The 16526-nt window shown below is 68.4% G+C and carries 14 protein-coding genes; 9 read left to right on the forward strand and 5 right to left on the reverse strand.

Going from position 1 to position 16526, the window contains the following annotated elements:
* Positions 1–126 precede the first annotated feature (126 nt).
* Positions 127–1014, reverse strand: a complete 888-nt coding sequence (locus tag KEG57_RS53910; protein ID WP_272460053.1) for a penicillin-binding transpeptidase domain-containing protein — start codon at positions 1012–1014, stop codon at positions 127–129.
* A gap of 117 nt (positions 1015–1131) precedes the next feature.
* Here KEG57_RS53910 and KEG57_RS53915 point away from each other — a divergent pair, with 117 nt between their 5' ends.
* Genes KEG57_RS53915 through KEG57_RS53935 form a run of 5 tightly spaced genes read left to right on the forward strand, consistent with a single transcriptional unit; the run spans position 1132 to position 4258 of the window.
* Positions 1132–2163, forward strand: coding sequence for an FAD-dependent oxidoreductase (locus KEG57_RS53915; protein WP_272460054.1), 1032 nt, complete (start codon positions 1132–1134; stop codon positions 2161–2163).
* Positions 2141–2338, forward strand: coding sequence for a sulfur carrier protein ThiS (gene thiS, locus KEG57_RS53920; RefSeq protein WP_272424029.1), 198 nt, complete (start codon positions 2141–2143; stop codon positions 2336–2338). The genes KEG57_RS53915 and thiS overlap by 23 nt, the downstream gene beginning before the upstream one ends.
* A gap of 2 nt (positions 2339–2340) precedes the next feature.
* The gene (locus KEG57_RS53925) at positions 2341–3126 is read left to right on the forward strand and encodes a thiazole synthase (RefSeq protein ID WP_272424028.1); all 786 of its coding nucleotides are present in this window, start codon (positions 2341–2343) and stop codon (positions 3124–3126) included.
* Positions 3127–3141: 15 nt separating this feature from the next.
* The gene (locus tag KEG57_RS53930; RefSeq protein ID WP_272460055.1) at positions 3142–3759 is read left to right on the forward strand and encodes a thiamine phosphate synthase; all 618 of its coding nucleotides are present in this window, start codon (positions 3142–3144) and stop codon (positions 3757–3759) included.
* 55 nt (positions 3760–3814) lie between these two features.
* Positions 3815–4258, forward strand: a complete 444-nt coding sequence (locus KEG57_RS53935; RefSeq protein WP_272460056.1) for an AtaL-like protein — start codon at positions 3815–3817, stop codon at positions 4256–4258.
* A 3-nt stretch (positions 4259–4261) separates the two neighbouring features.
* Here KEG57_RS53935 and KEG57_RS53940 read toward each other — a convergent pair whose 3' ends face one another.
* Complete coding sequence (locus KEG57_RS53940; RefSeq protein ID WP_272424024.1) at positions 4262–5191, reverse strand: MBL fold metallo-hydrolase; 930 nt, start codon at positions 5189–5191, stop codon at positions 4262–4264.
* A gap of 507 nt (positions 5192–5698) precedes the next feature.
* On the opposite strand from KEG57_RS53940, the gene KEG57_RS53945 reads away from it, so the two are divergent.
* Positions 5699–6490: a VOC family protein gene (locus KEG57_RS53945; RefSeq protein ID WP_272460057.1), complete on the forward strand. Its 792-nt coding sequence runs from the start codon at positions 5699–5701 to the stop codon at positions 6488–6490.
* A gap of 330 nt (positions 6491–6820) precedes the next feature.
* Here KEG57_RS53945 and KEG57_RS53950 read toward each other — a convergent pair whose 3' ends face one another.
* A complete protein-coding gene (locus KEG57_RS53950; protein WP_272460058.1) occupies positions 6821–8278 on the reverse strand; it encodes a serine/threonine-protein kinase in 1458 nt (485 codons plus the stop codon).
* Between the two features lie 134 nt (positions 8279–8412).
* On the opposite strand from KEG57_RS53950, the gene KEG57_RS53955 reads away from it, so the two are divergent.
* From KEG57_RS53955 to KEG57_RS53965, 3 genes are all read left to right on the forward strand, one after another.
* Positions 8413–9270, forward strand: coding sequence for a hypothetical protein (locus KEG57_RS53955; protein ID WP_272426981.1), 858 nt, complete (start codon positions 8413–8415; stop codon positions 9268–9270).
* A gap of 389 nt (positions 9271–9659) precedes the next feature.
* Positions 9660–10649, forward strand: a complete 990-nt coding sequence (locus KEG57_RS53960; protein WP_272460059.1) for an AraC family transcriptional regulator — start codon at positions 9660–9662, stop codon at positions 10647–10649.
* A gap of 45 nt (positions 10650–10694) precedes the next feature.
* Positions 10695–11501, forward strand: a complete 807-nt coding sequence (locus tag KEG57_RS53965; protein WP_272460060.1) for an SDR family NAD(P)-dependent oxidoreductase — start codon at positions 10695–10697, stop codon at positions 11499–11501.
* Positions 11502–11676: 175 nt separating this feature from the next.
* On the opposite strand, the gene KEG57_RS53970 is transcribed toward KEG57_RS53965, so the two are convergent.
* A complete protein-coding gene (locus KEG57_RS53970; RefSeq protein ID WP_272460061.1) occupies positions 11677–13851 on the reverse strand; it encodes a molybdopterin-dependent oxidoreductase in 2175 nt (724 codons plus the stop codon).
* 482 nt (positions 13852–14333) lie between these two features.
* On the reverse strand, positions 14334–16334 hold the full coding sequence (tkt, locus tag KEG57_RS53975; RefSeq protein ID WP_272460062.1) for a transketolase: 2001 nt from the start codon (positions 16332–16334) through the stop codon (positions 14334–14336).
* Positions 16335–16526: the final 192 nt, after the last annotated feature.

Consider the following 16526-nt stretch of genomic DNA (forward strand, 5'->3'; position numbering starts at 1 on the left):
TCATCGACCCCGGGTCCAGCGCTTGCGCTGGTCCAGGTCCAGGGGCGGATAGCCCCGGTGGGGCCTGGGGCAAAGCCCCAGCGCAGCGCCTCCCACATGAGACCCATTCCCGGATGACCGCGTTCGTCAGAGCATCCCTTCGCCCTTCAGGATGTCGTAGGTGATCTTCGCGGCCTCGGGGCCGATCTTCGTCTCGTCGTTTGATCGAATGCGGCACGCGAACACCCAGGTGCGACCTTCCTTCTCCAGCGCGCCGACGAACCACCCGACCATGGAGAGCGGCCCTCGCTGGCCCTCGGGCACTGCGCTGCCCGTCTTCCCGCTGAACACCACGCTCGCAGGAATCTGATCGATGAACGGAAGCCGGTCGCGCACGTGCTCCACGGCGTCGCCGCGCAATTCGAGGGTCTTCTTCACGACGGTCGTGGCGCGTGGCGAGACGGGCAGCTTGTTTTCGTAGAGAGCGGCGAGGAAACGGCGTTCTTCGCGGGGCGAGATCGTGAGCGTGTCGTTGAGCCAGAACATGGTCACGTCGCCCGAGGGATCGGCATTGCCGTATCGAAACGCCGAAAGATAGGCGCGATATCGCGGCTCGCCGACCTGCTCGGCGATGCGCTGGAAATACCAGACCGTCGAGTGCCACATCGCGGTGGCGAGCGAATGATCGCGGTTCCACGTGGCGCGCCATCGTTCCTTGCCGTCCCAGCGAAACACCGTGGTCTCGTCCTGCACCACGCCCGTGTCGACCGCGATGAGCGCGTTCGGGATCTTGAACGTCGAGGCGGGCGTCGTGCGCACGTCGCACTCGTCGCCGCCGTACTCGACCGTCGCGCCCGTGCCGAGCTCGACCATGGTGAAGCAGCCGACGAGCCCGGAAAACCGGGACGCGGCCGCCTTGGGGGTCCGGGGCACGCCGGGGTCCGGGATCGTGGCCGCCGCGCCCTGCGTGCAGCCCGCGGCGAGGAGGAGCAAAGGCGCGGCGAGGAGGCGCGCGGCGGCGGCGAGGGGACGCATGCGTAGGGTCATGACGCGCGAACGCCGCTTCCGACCGACGCATTTCCGGCCGGGGCACTTTTCGCGGCGCGCATCGATGGTTGACACGAAGCGACCGTCGCGGCTAGGAGAAGCCCGATGGTCGATTCCGGACGGCTCGACGTCGCCGTGCTGGGCGCCGGCGTGATGGGGCTCGTCGCCGCCGTCACGCTCGTGCGTGCAGGGCTCCGGGTCGTGGTCCATGAGCGCGCCGCCGATATCACGGCGAGCGCCGCGTGGCGCTCCGGCGGCATGCTCGCGCCCGACTGCGAGGCAGAGATCGCCGAGCCGCTCGTGGTCGCCCTCGGCCGGCGGTCGCTCGCGCTCTGGCCGTCGCTCGTCCCGGGCGTCGAGACGAACGGAACCCTGGTCGTTGCCCCCCCTCGCGAACCGGGCGTGCTCACCCGATTCGAGCGGCTGACCCACAATCACCGGAGCCTCGGCGAAGAGGCTCTCGGCGCGCTCGAGCCCGCCCTCGCCGGCCGCTACCGGCGCGGGCTCTTTTTCCCGCACGAAGGGCACCTCGACCCGCGGCGCACGCTTCGAGCGCTGCAGACGTGGCTCCGCGAGGCCGGCGTGCCGATCGAATTCGGTTTCTCCGGAGATCCCGATTCCTTGAACGCCGACCGTATCGTCGACGCGCGGGGCCTCGGCGCCCGCGACAGGTTTCCCACGTTGCGCGGCGTCAAAGGGGAAATGGCCCTCGTCCGGAGCCGGGACGTTTCGCTCTCGCGGCCCGTGCGCCTGCTCCACCACCGCCATCCGCTGTACGTGGTGCCGCGTGAGGGCGGCGTCTTCATGATCGGGGCGACGACGATCGAATCGGAATCGCCCGATCCGAGCGCGGAGACACGCGTCACGTTGCGCTCGGCCGGCGAGCTCCTCACGCAGGCGTATGCGCTCCACCCCGCGTTCGCCGAGGCGGAGATCCTGGAGCTCAACGCGGGGCAAAGGCCCGCCTTCCCCGACAACGCGCCGCGGATCGAGATCTCCGGGCGCACGATCGCCGTGAATGGATTGTATCGCCACGGCTGGCTCCTCGCGCCGGCGCTCGCCGCGCGGATCGTCGACGTTCTCCTCGGAAAGGTCCCCACGAACGAGGTCATGCATGCGGATCCGGCTGAATGGTGAACAGATCGATACGACGACGAAGGATCTCGCTGCGCTGATCGAGGACCGAGGGTTCGACGTCTCGGTGGTCGCGACCGCGCTCAATGGCGAGTTCGTGCCGCGCGCCCTCCGGGCCGAGACGAAGCTCGCCGAGGGCGACGCCGTCGAGGTGCTCCGGCCCATGCAGGGAGGATGAGCATGGTCGATTTTTATGGGCGCACGTTCGAAAGCAGGCTCCTCCTCGGGACGGCGCGATATCCCTCGCCCGAGGCGCTCGGCCAGGCGGTGGCGCGCTCGGGCACGCAGATCGTGACCGTGTCTTTGCGGCGTGAATCCGCGGCCGGCGCGAAGGCGGGTCAGGCCTTCTGGGAGCTCGTGAAGGCGCTCTCCGTGACGGTCTTACCGAACACGGCCGGCTGCCATTCCGTGCGGGAAGCCGTGACCACGGCGCGGATGGCGCGCGAGGTCTTCGGGACGCCGTGGATCAAGCTCGAGGTCATCGGCGACGACGTGACGCTCCAGCCCGATCCCTTCGCGCTCGTGGAGGCGACACGCGCGCTCGTCGCGGAGGGCTTCGAGGTTTTTCCTTACATGACGGATGATCTCGTGCTCGCCGAGAAACTCGTCGAGGCGGGCTGCCGCGTGCTCATGCCGTGGGGCGCGCCGATCGGGACGGGCCGGGGGCTCAACAATCCCTACGCGCTCCGGCTGCTCCGAAAACATTTCCCGGGGATCACGCTGGTCGTGGACGCGGGCATCGGCGCGCCGAGCCACGCGGCGGCGGCGATGGAAATGGGATACGACGCCATTCTGATCAACACGGCCGTCGCGACCGCGGGAGATCCGTCGGCCATGGCGGAGGCGTTCGCCGAGGCCATTCGCGCGGGGCGAAGGGCGCACGAGGCGGGGCTCATGGAGCCCACGGACCTCGCCACCGCGTCGACGCCGACGTTCGGCGCGCCGTTTTCACCTTTCGCAGGCTGATTCGAGGAGCGGACGATGCTCGTGCTGGATCGATTTTACCTGATCGTCGACAGCGCCCGGTGGCTCGATCGCCTGCTCCCGCTGGGTTTGCAATTCGTACAGCTCCGCATGAAGGGGCTCGAACCAGCAGCGCGGCGGGCGGAGATCGCGGCGTCCATCGAAAAGTGCCGGACGCGCGGGGCGACGCTCGTGGTGAACGATTTCTGGCAGGACGCGATCGATCTCGGCGCGGAATGGGTGCACCTCGGGCAGGAGGATCTCGCGGAGGCCGACGTCGCGGCGATCCGGCGGGCGGGCCTCAAGCTCGGCGTCTCGACGCACAGCCACGAGGAACTCGATACAGCGCTCGCGCCCGATCCCGATTACGTGGCGCTCGGCCCGGTGTATCCGACGACGCTCAAGGTGATGCCCTGGGCCCCGCAAGGGCTCGATCGGATCGGCGAATGGAAGCGCATCGCGCGGCGGCCGCTCGTCGCGATCGGAGGAATCACGCTGGAGCGCGCCGAGGGCGTGGCGCGGGCGGGCGCGGATTCGATCGCGGTCATCTCGGACGTCCTTTCGAATCCGGATCCCGAGGCCCGCTGCAAGGCCTGGCTCGACGCGCGGGCGACGTGGCCACGCGCCCCGGAATGACGGACGTTCTCCACGACGCGGCTCCGCGCTACGCTGGCGGCAAGAGGAGCCGATCATGAAGAAGCTGGGTTACGAGGTCACGGTGAACGAGCCGGGCGCGCTTCCGCTTTCGCGGGCCGAGGTGTGGCGGGGGCTCGAAATGAAGGCGGAGAACGCGCTGCCGTTCGTGCCGGGAATGACGCGATGCGACGTCCTGGAGAAGGGCGACGGCTGGCTTCTGCGCGAGATCGAATTCGGCGGTCAGCCCATCCGAGAGCGCGTGACGTTCGAGCCCGAGACGCGCGTGCATTTCGAGCGGGTCGCCGGGGCGCCGGGGTGGGTCGACAACGTGATCGACGAGCAGCCCGACGGCTCGCTCGTGCTCCGCTTCGTGTTCGGCGTGCCCGACGAGGACGAGGCCAAAGCGCGGGAGCTCGAGCCCGTGTATCGGAAAGCCGTGGCGGCGACGCTCGCGACGGTGCGGCGGATGGTCTCCGAAGGGACGATTCCGCGGCGCTGAGGTTCACCCGCGCCGCTTCGACGCGACGTACGCGAGCCCCTGCGCGTTGAGCGCCAGATCCAGCTCCAGATGCGCGCGGTCCTCGGCGTCGAGCGAGAGCCCCGCCTCCTCGGCCGCGCGCTCCATTTCCTTGTCGAGCGCCCCACGAATCATGGCCTCGGCCTCGGTCGGCGCGAGCGACACGGCCGCATCGACGAGCGAAGCGGAGAGGTCAATCCACCGATGAAGCTGCGCGGCCACCACGTCGAGGTCCTCGATCTCGCCAAAATGCGTGAGCGCCACGCGCCGCGCCCCCGACGTCCGGACCACCTCGATGCTCGCGTGCGCCGTCTCCGCGTCGAAATCGGTCGGGCTCGTGGACGGGAAAGCGAGGCGGCGGCCGCGCTGGAGCCGCGGATAAACGAGGCCAAACGTATCCCCGGTGAACACGGTCTCCCGGGCCGGATCGAGCACGACGAAATGGTGGTTCGCATGCCCGCGCGTATGCACGAACGTGAGCGTCGCACCGCCAAGCGGGGCGGTCTCGCGGTCCTCGAGCGACCGCACGCGCGCCGCATCGATCGGCAAGATCGTCCCGTAAAGCTCGGCAAACCGCGCAGCGCCGTAAACAGCCTCGGCGCTCTTGACGAGCTTCGACGGATCGACGAGGTGGCGCGCCGCCCGCGGATGCGCGAGCACAGTCGCATTCGGCAGCGCAGCGAGCAACGCCGAAGCGCCCCCAGCATGGTCGAGGTGGACGTGCGTGACGATGACCCACCGCACAGCCTCCCGCGCAATCCCCTCACGATCGAGCGCCGCAAGCAGCCGGGGAACCGCATGCGTGGTGTTCGTCTCCACGAACGCCGCTTCGTCGCCCTCCACACGGAGATACGCGGCGGCGATGTCGGGCCCTAGGTAATCGCAGTCGATCGTGACGAGGCGCGAGGAGCTCATGTGTCGAGCTTAGCAGACCTGGGCCGCTGCGCTGGGGCGTTGCCCCAGACCCCACCAGGGGCTATCCGCCCCTGGACCCGGACCAGCGCAAGCGCTGGACCCGGGGTCGATGAACTGCGCGATGCGCAGTTCATCGAACAGGTCGAGGCAAGACCAGGTACGACCCTGCCAACCAAGACCGCCATGACTGGCAACGCTGTCCCTGGTCTTGCCACCGGCCCGTGGAAGAACTGCGCATCGCGCAGTTCTTCCCCCTGAGGTCCAGGGCTTGCCCTGGTTCGGGTCGAGGGGCGAATAGCCCCCGCGGGGTCCGGGGCAGCGCCCCGGCACAGCGCCCCGGCCAACTGGCACAGTGCCAACGGAATGACTCCGACAAACCCTCGGGCAAACACGCGCTGCTTTCTCGTTGACGCGTCCCGGACGGCTCGTGTAAGGCATACCCTGGTGCGCGCGGGGGTGGGTCTTCCGTCCTCGAACACGAAAACGCAGGTAGGGAGGAAAGAGACGATGAGCAACGTCGACGGACACGACGCTGGTACACCCACGTGGTTCGACCTCATGACGCCGGACCTCGCGGGGGCGCAGAAGTTTTACGGGGAGCTCTTCGGCTGGACGTTCATCCAGGGCAAGCCCGAGATGGGCTACTACACGATGTGCCAGAAGAACGGCCGTAATGCCGCTGGCATGGGCAAGCGCCCCGAAGACGCGCCCTACCCGACGGCGTGGAGCGTCTATTTCGACAGCACGGACGTCGACGCCACGGCCGCCAAGATCCGCGAGTTCGGCGGCCAGCTGGTGATGCCGCCGATGGACGTGATGGATCAGGGCCGGATGTGCGTTTGCGTCGACCCGACGGGCGCGACCTTTGGCTTCTGGCAGGGCCGCTTGCACAAGGGCGCGCAGGTCATCGACGAGCACGGCGCGATGACCTGGTGCGAGGTCGCCACGCGCGAGAGCGAGAAGGCCGCGGCGTTCTACAGCAAGGTACTCGACGTCGAGGCCCGGCAGATGCCGATGGAGATGCCCGGCATGACGTACTACACGCTCCACAAGGGCGAGAAGGCCGTCTCCGGTATCATGCAAATGAACGAGCAGTGGGATGCCTCGATCCCGCCGCACTGGATGCCCTACTTCGCCGTCGATAGCGCCGAGGACGCGTGTAAAAAGATCGAGGCGCTCGGCGGCAAGGTGATGCACGGGCCCTTCGATTCGCCCTACGGCCGCATCGCCGTGGTCGCGGACCCCTACGGCGCGGCCTTCTCCATCATCAAGCTCTCCGCCGCCGCAATGGCCGCCTGATTCCCGCTGGGGCGTTGCCCCAGGCCCCACCCGGGGCTATCCGCCCCGGGACCCGGACCAGCGCAAGCGCTGGACTCCTGTTCGATGAACTGCGCGATGCGCAGTTCATCGAACAGGCCAGACTAGCGACGCCCCTGCCAACCAGAACGGCGGCGCTGCCATTTCAGCCGGCAACGCTGTCCCTTGTCTTGCCACCGGCCTGTTGGAAGAACTGCGCATCGCGCAGTTCTTCCACCCCGAGTCCAGGGCTTGCCCTGGTTCGGGTCGAGGGGCGAACAGCCCCCGCGGGGCCCGGGGCAGCGCCCCGGCGCGGCGCCTCGCCCTGTCTATCTACCGGGCTTGCCCCGATTTCTCATTCGCTGCCCCCTCCGCGCCAGCGATGCATACACATGTCATGCATCCGCCGAACGTCACCACGATCAGCCCCAGAACAACGATGAGCGCGACCGTCGAAGGGTGCATCTTGCCCTTGTTCGGATCCACTGGCGCCATTGGCTGCATCGGCTGCGCGCCATACGCCGTCCCGTAAGGCTGCTGCGGCGCCTGCGGGCCATACCCCGGCGGTGTCGCCCCCTGCGGGCCATACCCCGGCGGCGGCTGCGCATGGTATCCCGGCGGCGTCGGGCCCTGCGGACCATACCCTTGCGGCAGCTGCGAATGGTACCCCGGCGGCGTCGCCCCCTGCGGGCCATACCCCGGCGGCGTCGGCCCCTGCACGCCGTAGCCCGAATGCGCAGGCCCCAGCGTCGGGCCCGTCGCATACCCCGTCCCCGCGATCGTCGGCGCCACGCCGCCCTGCTGCACGGCCGGGCCCGGGCCCGGAGGCGCCACCGAGATGCCCGTCCGCGGCGCCGCCATCGCCCCGGCCGGCGGGACGGCGACACCCGTGATCCGACCAATCCGCTCGGCGGACACACGCGCCCGCTGCGGCGCGAATGGGACGAGCGCCGCCGCGAGCTCGCCGACGCTCGCGAACCTCCGCGCGGCGTCCTTTTCGAGGCAACGCAGGATCACCGCTTCGAGCGCGGGCGGCGCGTCCGGGCGCAGCGCCCGCAAAGGCGCCGGGGGATCGCCGAGAATGGCGGCATAGACCTCCGGCACGGTCGAGCCCTGGAATGCGAGCTTGCCGGTCAAGAGCTCCTGCAGGATGACCCCGAGCGCCCAGATGTCCGTGCGCGGATCGACGTGCTTCGACGAACGCAGCTGCTCCGGCGCCATGTACCCCGGCGTGCCGAGAACGCTCTGGGTCTGCGTCATCTGCTGCGCCTCGGGCGACGCGCCCACGAGCGCCGCCTTGGAGATGCCGAAGTCGAGCACCTTCACGCACGCCGAACCGTCCGCCCGCCGCGTCAAATAGAGGTTCGCAGGCTTCAGGTCGCGATGCACGATCCCTGCGACGTGCGCCTCGGCGAGCGCCTCGCACGCCTGCAGCAGATACTCGACTGCGTCCTCGATCGCGAGCGGGCCGTTTCGCTTTACGTGCTTCGAGAGGTCCGACCCCTCGAGGTACTCCATGACCATGTACGGCTCGCCCGTGTCGAGCGTGCCGACGTCGAGCACGCGCGCCACGTGCTCGCTCTGGATGCGGCTCGCGCTCCGTGCCTCGTTGGCGAAACGCGCGACGAGCTCCTGGTGCTTCAGGGCCTCGGGCTGCAGGAGCTTGATGGCCACGGTGCGGCCGAGGTGCAGGTGGTGCGCGGCGAGCACGACGCCCATGCCGCCCTCCCCGAGCACCCGCTCGATCCGGAATTTTCCCGAGAGGACATCACCGGGGCTCGGCGTGCTCATCGGGCCTCGGACGAGCGATAGAGGCAAACGGTCGCGATCATCGGCGGCATTCTTCCATGCAAGGTCCCTCCGAGCCAAGCGCCTTCGCGCGGGGGGCTTGTGCCACGCCGAGGGCCCATGCGATCCTCGCTTCCATGATCTTCCAAAGGCCCCTCTCCCGACTTCTCTTGACGCTCCCCACCCTCGCCGCGACGTTCGTCCTCGGCCTCGCCGCATGCGGCGACGACACCGACGGCACGACGCCCCCGCCGAAGTACACGCTCGACAACGTCTGCGCGCAAATCGCGCCCCAGCTCTGCGAGGTGCGCAAGACGTGTTGCGAGAAAGGCGATGGCTACGACGAGGCCGCGTGCATCACGTACGAGACCGAAGTTTGCGAGAAGAACGTGGCCGACGTGCAAGCGGGCCTCATGACCTTCGACGGAAACAGCATCGACGCCTGTCTCGTGGCGATGAAGCCCTACGCGGACAAGTGTTTCCTGACGATCCCCGACTACTACAACGCGCCGGAGGACCTCGCGCCGTGCTCGAAGGTCTTCGCAGGCAAGCTGACGGACGGCTCGACCTGCGAGCGCGACGCGCAATGCGCGTCCTCGGTCGAGAAACGTGAGATCGTCGAGTGCGACGACGACACGAAGAAATGCTCGGCGACGCGGTTCCTGCCGCTCGACGCGGCCTGCAAGGTCGAGGCGAACGCAAAGGAAGTCTGCGATCAGGGGCTCTACTGCGATTACGACTTCCTGGCAATGGAAGGTCTGTGCAAGCCGGCGAAGAAGCTCGGTGAGGCATGCACGCCGAGCCCGATCCAGCTCTCGTGTGGCCTCAACGCCTATTGCGACGCAGACACGAAGGTCTGCACCGAGGCGAAGGTCGAGGGCTCGGCCTGCCAAAGCCCACTCGAATGCCAGTCGCTGAAGTGCAACGCGATGGCCTGCGGGCCGATCGATCCGCTCTTCGACGGCGAGCAATGCAAGGGGAGCAGCGCGCCCTGAGCAGCCGCTGCGCCGGGGCGCTGCCCCGGACCCCGCGGGGGCTGTCCGCCCCTCGACCCGGACCAGGCACGGCCTGGACCGAGGGTGGAAGAACTGCGCTCCGCGCAGTTCTTCCAACGGGCCCGTTGGAAGACCAGGGACAGCGTGGCGGTCTCGATTGGCAGGATCGCCCTTGGTCTTGACCTGGCCTGTTCGATGAACTGCGCATCGCGCAGTTCATCGACCCCGAGTCCAGCGCTTGCGCTGGTCCGGGTGCAGGGGCGGATAGCCCCTGCTGGGGCCTGGGGCAAAGCCCCAGCGCAGCGCCTCCCAGATGAGACCCATGCTCAGCGTGCACGATTGGCGCGATCGGATTGGTCGTGGGGACTCGGTCTCGGTATGTTTCCGCCATGAACCGTGACCTCGTCCACCTCCCGTTGGCGGTGCGCGATCGGCTCGCGCGCCTTGGGGCGAACGTTGCCCCTGCGACCGCTGCCGCGCGGGTGCCGCCGAGCGGCGAGCTGAGCACCGAGCAGTTTTTCACCTTCTGGGAAGCGCTCGGGGCGTCGTCGCCGCCCGACGTCGGGCTCCGGTTGGCGGCGGAGACGCAGGTGCACGAGTACGACATCTCGTCGCTCGCGGCGCTGCACTCTCCCGACGTTGGCACGGCCTTGTCCAAGCTCGCCCGCTACAAACGGCTCTGCGGGATGAAGGAAATGGCCATCGACACGAAGGGGATGGAGGTGACGATTCACACGACCTACCTGCACGCGCCCGGACCCATGCCCCCGCGCCTGGTCGATGCCTCGCTTGCCTCGCTCGTCGTGCTTTTGCAACGAGGCAGCGGGCTTGCGCTTGCGCCGAAGCGCGTCGAGCTCTCTCGTGCGCGTAGCGACGAGCCGATGCTGCTGCGCTTTTTTGGCTGCCCGCTGCGGTTTCGCTCGGAGCGCGACGCGCTCGTCCTCGAGGAGCGCCTCCTCTCGACGCCGTTCGTCACGCACAATGCCGATCTCTTGCAGGTGCTCGTCCCCAGCCTCGACCAGAAGCTTGCGCCGCTCGAACAGGCCTCGTTCGTCGAGCAGGTCCGCGTGGTCGTCGCTCGCCGCATGTCGGGTGAGCGGCCGAGCATCGCGAAGGTGGCGCGGGAGTTGTCCCTCAGCACGCGCACGTTCCAGCGGCGCCTGGGTGAGCTGGGGGTCAGCTATCAGCACTTGCTCGACGAGGTCCGGCACCACACCGCGCTGCGCCTCTTGCGCAAGGACGACGTCGACGTCAACGAGATCGCCTTCCTGCTCGGCTTCGACGAGGTCAACTCCTTCACGCGGGCGTTCCGCGCCTGGGAGGGGACGACTCCGAAACGTTGGCGTGATTCGATTCATTTGTGGCGCGATCGGGTTTGAGGGCGGGCGCTTTGCGCACGATGCTTTGCGCAAAGGGAGGACATCATGGACCTGCATCTGAAAGACAAGCGCGCGCTCGTCACCGGATCGAGCTCGGGCATCGGCGCGGAGGTGGCGCGATTTCTGGCACGCGAGGGGGTCGAGGTCGTCGTGCACGGTCGCAATGCTGAACGCGCAGCGGCCGTCGCGAACGAGATCACCACGGCGGGAGGGCGCGCCGCCGTTGCCATCGGTGACCTGTCGACTGCCGAGGGGCTCAGTCGCGTCATCGATGCCGCCGAGCGCGCCTTTGGCGGCATCGACATTCTGGTCAACAACGCGGGCGGCTCGACGAACCTGGCCCATGCGTCGTGGTTCGACGCGCCGTTCGAGGAATGGCTCGACGAGTACAAGAGCAACACGCTCCCTGCTGTGCGGCTCGTGCAGGCGTTCGTGCCGGGAATGCGGGAGCGGCGGTGGGGCCGCGTCATTCAGATCTCGTCGCGCAACGCGATTTCACCTCATGCGCAACTCGGTCCGTATGGCGCATCGAAGGCGGCGCTGAACAACTTCACGCTGAGCTTGTCGAAGGCCCTGGCCGGCACCGGCGTGACGTCGAATGGCATCATGCCTGGGCTCATCGAGACGCCCGCGCTCGACGGGTGGTTCCGCGAGGTCGCCGCCAAGCAGGGCTCGACCGATCCTGCCGAAGGACGTGCGTGGGTGTTGAAGAACATGGTGCATCAAACGGTGGGTCGTCTCGGCACGCCGGCCGATATCGCTGCGGCCGTGTGTTTCCTCGCGAGTCCGCTGACGGACTTCATGACGGGCACGACCTTTCGTATCGATGGAGGGGCCACGCCCACGTTGTGACGACGAGGGGAATCCCCCTTTTCCGGTCGCACACCGGGAGGTCGTTCGATGAACTGCGCATCGCGCAGTTCATCGACCCCGGGTCCAGCGCTTGCGCTGGTCCGGGTCCAGGGGCGGACAGCCCCTGGTGGGGCCTGGGGCAACGCCCCAGCGCAGCGCCTCCCCATGCTCAGGCTCAAGCCTGCGGCGCCGCGTCGACCGCCTCCAGCGTCACCGGCACTCCATTCAGAATGGCCGTCCCCGTGAGCGGCTCGACGTAGAGATCGTCGGTGATTGCATTCGCGTTTGCGCCGGGCACGCTCCCTGCGACGCGCATCGTGTCGGCCGCCGCGGCGTGCCCGTGGCCGTGCGGCAGGCTCACGACGCCCGGCATCACGTCCTCCGTCACGGCCATTCCCACGACGACCTCGCCCACGCGACTCCGCACGCGCACGCGCGCTCCCGAGGAAAGCCCAAGCCGCTCCGCATCTGTCGGATGCACGAGCAACATCGAGCGATCTGGCCCCTTCACGAGTGACGGGACGTTGTGCATCCAGGAATTGTTGTTCCGCATGTGCCGCCGCCCGATGAGCACGAGGCCCGCTGCCGTCACCTCGTCGAGGAATCGCTCGAGACGCGGGACATCGGCGAGGATCTCGGGCGGCGCGAGGCAGACCTTTCCGGTCTTCGTGCGCACGCGCTCCCGGAACATGGGCCGGAGCGGGCCGAGGTCGATCCCGTGCTTGGCCTTCTTCAACTTTTCGAGGTTGAGCCCCTTCGAGAACGGGAGGAATCGATCCCCGTACGGGCCCATGCGGAGCAACAGATCGAGATTGCCGTCGGCGCCGAGCTTGTTCAAGAGCCCAACGAACCGCTCGGCGGCAGCACCGAGCGGTGACGGCGAGATACGCTTCCCGAGGACACGCCCCGCGAGCTCCACGAGGATCTCCGCATCGTCCTTCGTATCCGGCGGGGCCTCGATCACGGGCGCGGACCATTTTGCCGTGTTCCGGACCGCGAGCGTGTGGAAGAGCAGATCGTAATGGCTACGCTCGAGCGCATACCGCGGCGGCAGGACGAGGTGCGCGTGCCGGGTCGTCTCGTTCAGGTAGATGTCGATCGCCACCATGAAATCGAGGTTCGCGAGGGCTTTCTCGATACGCTCCCCATTCGGGACCGAGAGGACGGGATTGCCCGCGACGACGACGAACCCGCGAATCTGCCCGTCTCCGGGCGTCTCCATTTCCTCGGCCATGGTGGTGGCGGGGAGGTTTCCGCCGACCTCGGGCAATCCTCGGACCCGAGAACGGAAGCGGCCGGTGCCGCCCATACCGATCATCCGCGCGACCCGCACGACGTCCGCCGCGGGGGTCGGGAACATGGCGCAGCCAGGGCGATCGAAATGGCCGGTGACGATGTTCAGCGCGTCGACGAGATAACTCGACAGCGGGCCGAACGCGCTCGTGGAGAGACCCATGCGGCCATACGCGACGGCACGCGGCGCCTTGGCGAATTCGCGGGCGATGCGGCGAATGACGAGGGCCGGGACGCCCGTCGGTTCGGATACGCGCTCGGGGGAGAAGCGCTTCGCAATGGCCCGGAGCTCGGAGACGCCGTCGGCGATGTCGGAGAGGGCGCCGGCATCGTAAAGCTTTTCGTCGAAGACGACGTGGAGCAAACCGAGGAGGAGGGCCGCGTCGGAGCCGGGGCGAATGAAATGGTGCTCGTCGGCAAAGCCTGTGGTCTCGGTCTTGCGCGGGTCGAAGAGGACGAACCTGCCGCCACGCTCGCGCACGCCGGAGAGCCTGCCGCGGACGTCGCCGAGGGTCATGATGCTGCCACCGGAGGCCGCGGGATTCGCGCCGAAGACGAGGAAATAATCGGTGTGGTCGATGTCGGGGATGGTCAGGCTCGTGGCCTCGCCGTACATCTGGAGGGCCGCGTAAATGCGGGGATTCGCGTCCTGGGAGTTCGAATCGAAGCGGTTCTTCGTGCCGAGGGCCATTCCGAGCAAGCTCGCGCCGAGGATCGCGCCGTGCCCGTGCGCCGCGGGATTGCCGAGGTACATGCCGACGGAATCGGGGCCGTGCTCGCGCTGGAGGGCGGCGAGGCGCTCGCCCGCCTCGGCGAGGGCCTCGTCCCAGCTCACGCGGACGAAGCCCGAGGCGGTGCGGCGCATGGGGTGGCGGAGGCGATCGGGATCCTCCTGGAGCTCCCGCATGGCCGGGCCCTTGGGACAGATGTGGCCCCGCGAGAAGACGTCGTCCCGATCGCCGCGAATGTCGACGACGCGGTTGTCTTCGACGGCGACGCGCATGCCGCACATGGCCTCGCAGACGTTGCACGTGCGGAAATGAACCGTGGCCCCCATGGTGCGCTCCTTGGTCCGGGTCCGTCCGGATGGGGAGGCATCCTACCAAAAAAGGGCGGAGAAGCGGCAAGAGGAGGTCGGCACGTCCGGGCGGACGCTTGGCGCTGGTGCAAGCAAGGGTCCGGACGTCCGGCGAGACGCTTGGCGCTGGTGCAAGCGAGGGTCCGGACGTCCGGAGGGACGCTTGGCGCTGGTGCAAGCGAGGGTCCGGACGTCCGGAGGGACGCTTGGCGCTGGTGCAAGCGAGGGTCCGGACGTCCGGAGGGACGCTTGGCGCTGGTGCAAGCAAGGGTCCGGACGTCCGGAGGGACGCTTGGCGCTGGTGCAAGCGAGGATCCGGACGTCTGGAGGGACGCTTGGCGCTGGTGCGAGCGGGAGTCCGGACGTCCGGAGGGACGCTTGGCGCTGGTGCAAGCGAGGATCCGGACGTCCGGAGGGACGTTTGGCGCGGGTGCGAAGGGGTGTCGGCGCGCGGGGACCGCTCAGGACCGCCGCATCGCCCGGATCTTGCCGGCAACGACGTCGGCCACGAAGCCAAACGCCTTGGCGAGGTCCTTGTCCGGCGCGGAGGCGCCGAAGTTGTCGCGGCCGATGACGAGGCCACGCTCGCCGACGAGCGCGCGCCAAGGCAACGTCGAGCCCGCCTCGATGACCACGCGCGGCGTGCCCGGAGGAAGGACCTCCTCGCGATACGCCTGATCCTGCCGCTGGAACTGCTCGAGGCAGGGCATCGAGACGACACGCACGCGGTCCCCCTCGGCGTCGAGGATCTTCTTCGCCTCCATCGCGAGCCCGACCTCCGAGCCCGTGGCGATGACCACAACAGCCGGCGGGTTCGTGGCGGAATCGGCGACGACATAACCGCCGCGGAGCATGACCTTCGGATCAAAACCCTCGGGCCGCGGGAGCTCGGGGACCTTCTGGCGCGTGAGCGCGAGGACCGTGGGGCCCGAGCGGCGAAGGAGCGCATGCGCCCACGCCGCCGCGCACTCGAGGCTATCGGCGGGCCGGACGACGTCGACGTTCGGGATGAGGCGGAGCGACCAGAGGGTCTCGATCGGCTGGTGCGTGGGGCCGTCCTCGCCGAGGAAGATGCTGTCGTGCGTGAAGACGAAGACGCTGTGCAGCTCGGAGAGAGCCGCCATGCGAATCGCCGGGCGCATGTAGTCGGCGAAGACCAGGAAGGTGGAGCCGAACGGGATGAAGCCACCGGCGAGGGCGAGGCCGTTGACGAAGGCGCCCATCGCATGTTCGCGGACGCCGAAGTGAACGTTGCGGCCGGAGAAGTCGCCCTTCTGGAGGGCCGGCGAGCCCTCGATGTAGGTCTTCGTGGAGGGATTCAGATCGGCCGAGCCGCCGACGAGCGAGGGCACGAGGGCCGCGGCGCGCTGCTCGACGATGCCGGCGCTCTGGCGCGTGGCCGCGTCCTTGCGAGGCGCAGCCTTGACGAGCTCGTCGAAGAGGTTTTCCGGTACCTCGCGGCGGATGAGGCCCTGGTAGAGGGACGCAGCCGCGGGGTCGCTCTGCTCGAGCGCGCGGAAGGCCTGTTTCCAGGCGTCGTGCGCCTTGCGGCCTTCGTCGGCACGGGTCGCGAAGATCGCGCGGACGTCGTCCGGAATCAGGAAGGTAGGCTCGGTGGGCCAGCCGATGGCCTTCTTCGTGGCCTCGACCTCCTTGGCGCCGAGAGGCTCACCGTGCGCCTTGGAGCTGCCCGCCTTGCCCGGCGAGCCATACGCGATGGTCGTGCGCGCAACGATGAGCGAGGGGCGCGCCGGCTCAGCGACGGCCGCATCGAGCGCGGCGCGGATCTGCGCATGATCGTGGCCGTCGATCCTCTGGACGAACCAGCCGTAGGCCTCGTACCGCTTGCCCACGTCTTCGCTGAACGCGAGGTCGGTCTTGCCATCGATGGTGATGTGGTTGTCGTCGTAGAAGAAGACGAGGTTCGAGAGGCCGAGGTGCCCCGCGAGGCTCGAAGCCTCGGCCGAGACGCCCTCCATGAGGTCGCCATCAGAAGCGATGCCAAAGACACGCGCCGTAGCGACGCCCGTCTTCGCGCCGAAGCGCGCCTCCATCATCTTGAGCGCAGCGGCCATGCCGACGGCGGTGGAGATGCCCTGGCCGAGGGGTCCGGTGGTGACCTCGACCCCGGGCGTCATGTGGACCTCGGGATGCCCCGGCGTGCGCGAGCCAAGCTGGCGGAAGCGCTTGAGCTCGTCGAGGGAGAGGTCATACCCCGCGAGGTGAAGCAGGCCATAGAGGAGCATCGACGCATGGCCCGCCGAGAGGACGAAGCGATCACGATCAGGCCAGTTCGGGTCCTGAGGGTCGTACCGCAGGTGCCGCGTGAAGATCTCGAACGCGATCGAGGCAAGCCCCATGGGCGCGCCGGGATGGCCCGAATTCGCCTTCTCGACGGCGTCGACCGCGAGCATCTGGATCGTGTGGACGGCCTTCGTAACTGTCGACTCGTCGATGTGCATCGGATCCTCCGCGCGCGTCTCTAGGCGAGATCAGCTCAGAAGGAAAGCGAGCCAGCTGGCAGGGCGGGATCTTGCTGCCCAGGGCGTAGCGCCGGGGTTTCACCCCGGACCCCGACCAGGGGTTGTCCACCCCTGGACCCGGACCAGCGCAAGCGCTGGACCCGGGGTCGATGAACTGCGCAACGCGCAGTT

The organism is Polyangium jinanense, from assembly GCF_028435365.1.

Bases quoted from the DNA above. Each gene is read 5' to 3' on its own strand.
- KEG57_RS53910 (WP_272460053.1), bottom strand. From the start codon at position 1,014: ATGCGTCCCCTCGCCGCCGCCGCGCGCCTCCTCGCCGCGCCTTTGCTC.
- KEG57_RS53915 (WP_272460054.1), top strand. From the start codon at position 1,132: ATGGTCGATTCCGGACGGCTCGACGTCGCCGTGCTGGGCGCCGGCGTG.
- thiS (WP_272424029.1), top strand. From the start codon at position 2,141: ATGCGGATCCGGCTGAATGGTGAACAGATCGATACGACGACGAAGGAT.
- KEG57_RS53925 (WP_272424028.1), top strand. From the start codon at position 2,341: ATGGTCGATTTTTATGGGCGCACGTTCGAAAGCAGGCTCCTCCTCGGG.
- KEG57_RS53930 (WP_272460055.1), top strand. From the start codon at position 3,142: ATGCTCGTGCTGGATCGATTTTACCTGATCGTCGACAGCGCCCGGTGG.
- KEG57_RS53935 (WP_272460056.1), top strand. From the start codon at position 3,815: ATGAAGAAGCTGGGTTACGAGGTCACGGTGAACGAGCCGGGCGCGCTT.
- KEG57_RS53940 (WP_272424024.1), bottom strand. From the start codon at position 5,191: ATGAGCTCCTCGCGCCTCGTCACGATCGACTGCGATTACCTAGGGCCC.
- KEG57_RS53945 (WP_272460057.1), top strand. From the start codon at position 5,699: ATGAGCAACGTCGACGGACACGACGCTGGTACACCCACGTGGTTCGAC.
- KEG57_RS53950 (WP_272460058.1), bottom strand. From the start codon at position 8,278: ATGAGCACGCCGAGCCCCGGTGATGTCCTCTCGGGAAAATTCCGGATC.
- KEG57_RS53955 (WP_272426981.1), top strand. From the start codon at position 8,413: ATGATCTTCCAAAGGCCCCTCTCCCGACTTCTCTTGACGCTCCCCACC.
- KEG57_RS53960 (WP_272460059.1), top strand. From the start codon at position 9,660: ATGAACCGTGACCTCGTCCACCTCCCGTTGGCGGTGCGCGATCGGCTC.
- KEG57_RS53965 (WP_272460060.1), top strand. From the start codon at position 10,695: ATGGACCTGCATCTGAAAGACAAGCGCGCGCTCGTCACCGGATCGAGC.
- KEG57_RS53970 (WP_272460061.1), bottom strand. From the start codon at position 13,851: ATGGGGGCCACGGTTCATTTCCGCACGTGCAACGTCTGCGAGGCCATG.
- tkt (WP_272460062.1), bottom strand. From the start codon at position 16,334: ATGCACATCGACGAGTCGACAGTTACGAAGGCCGTCCACACGATCCAG.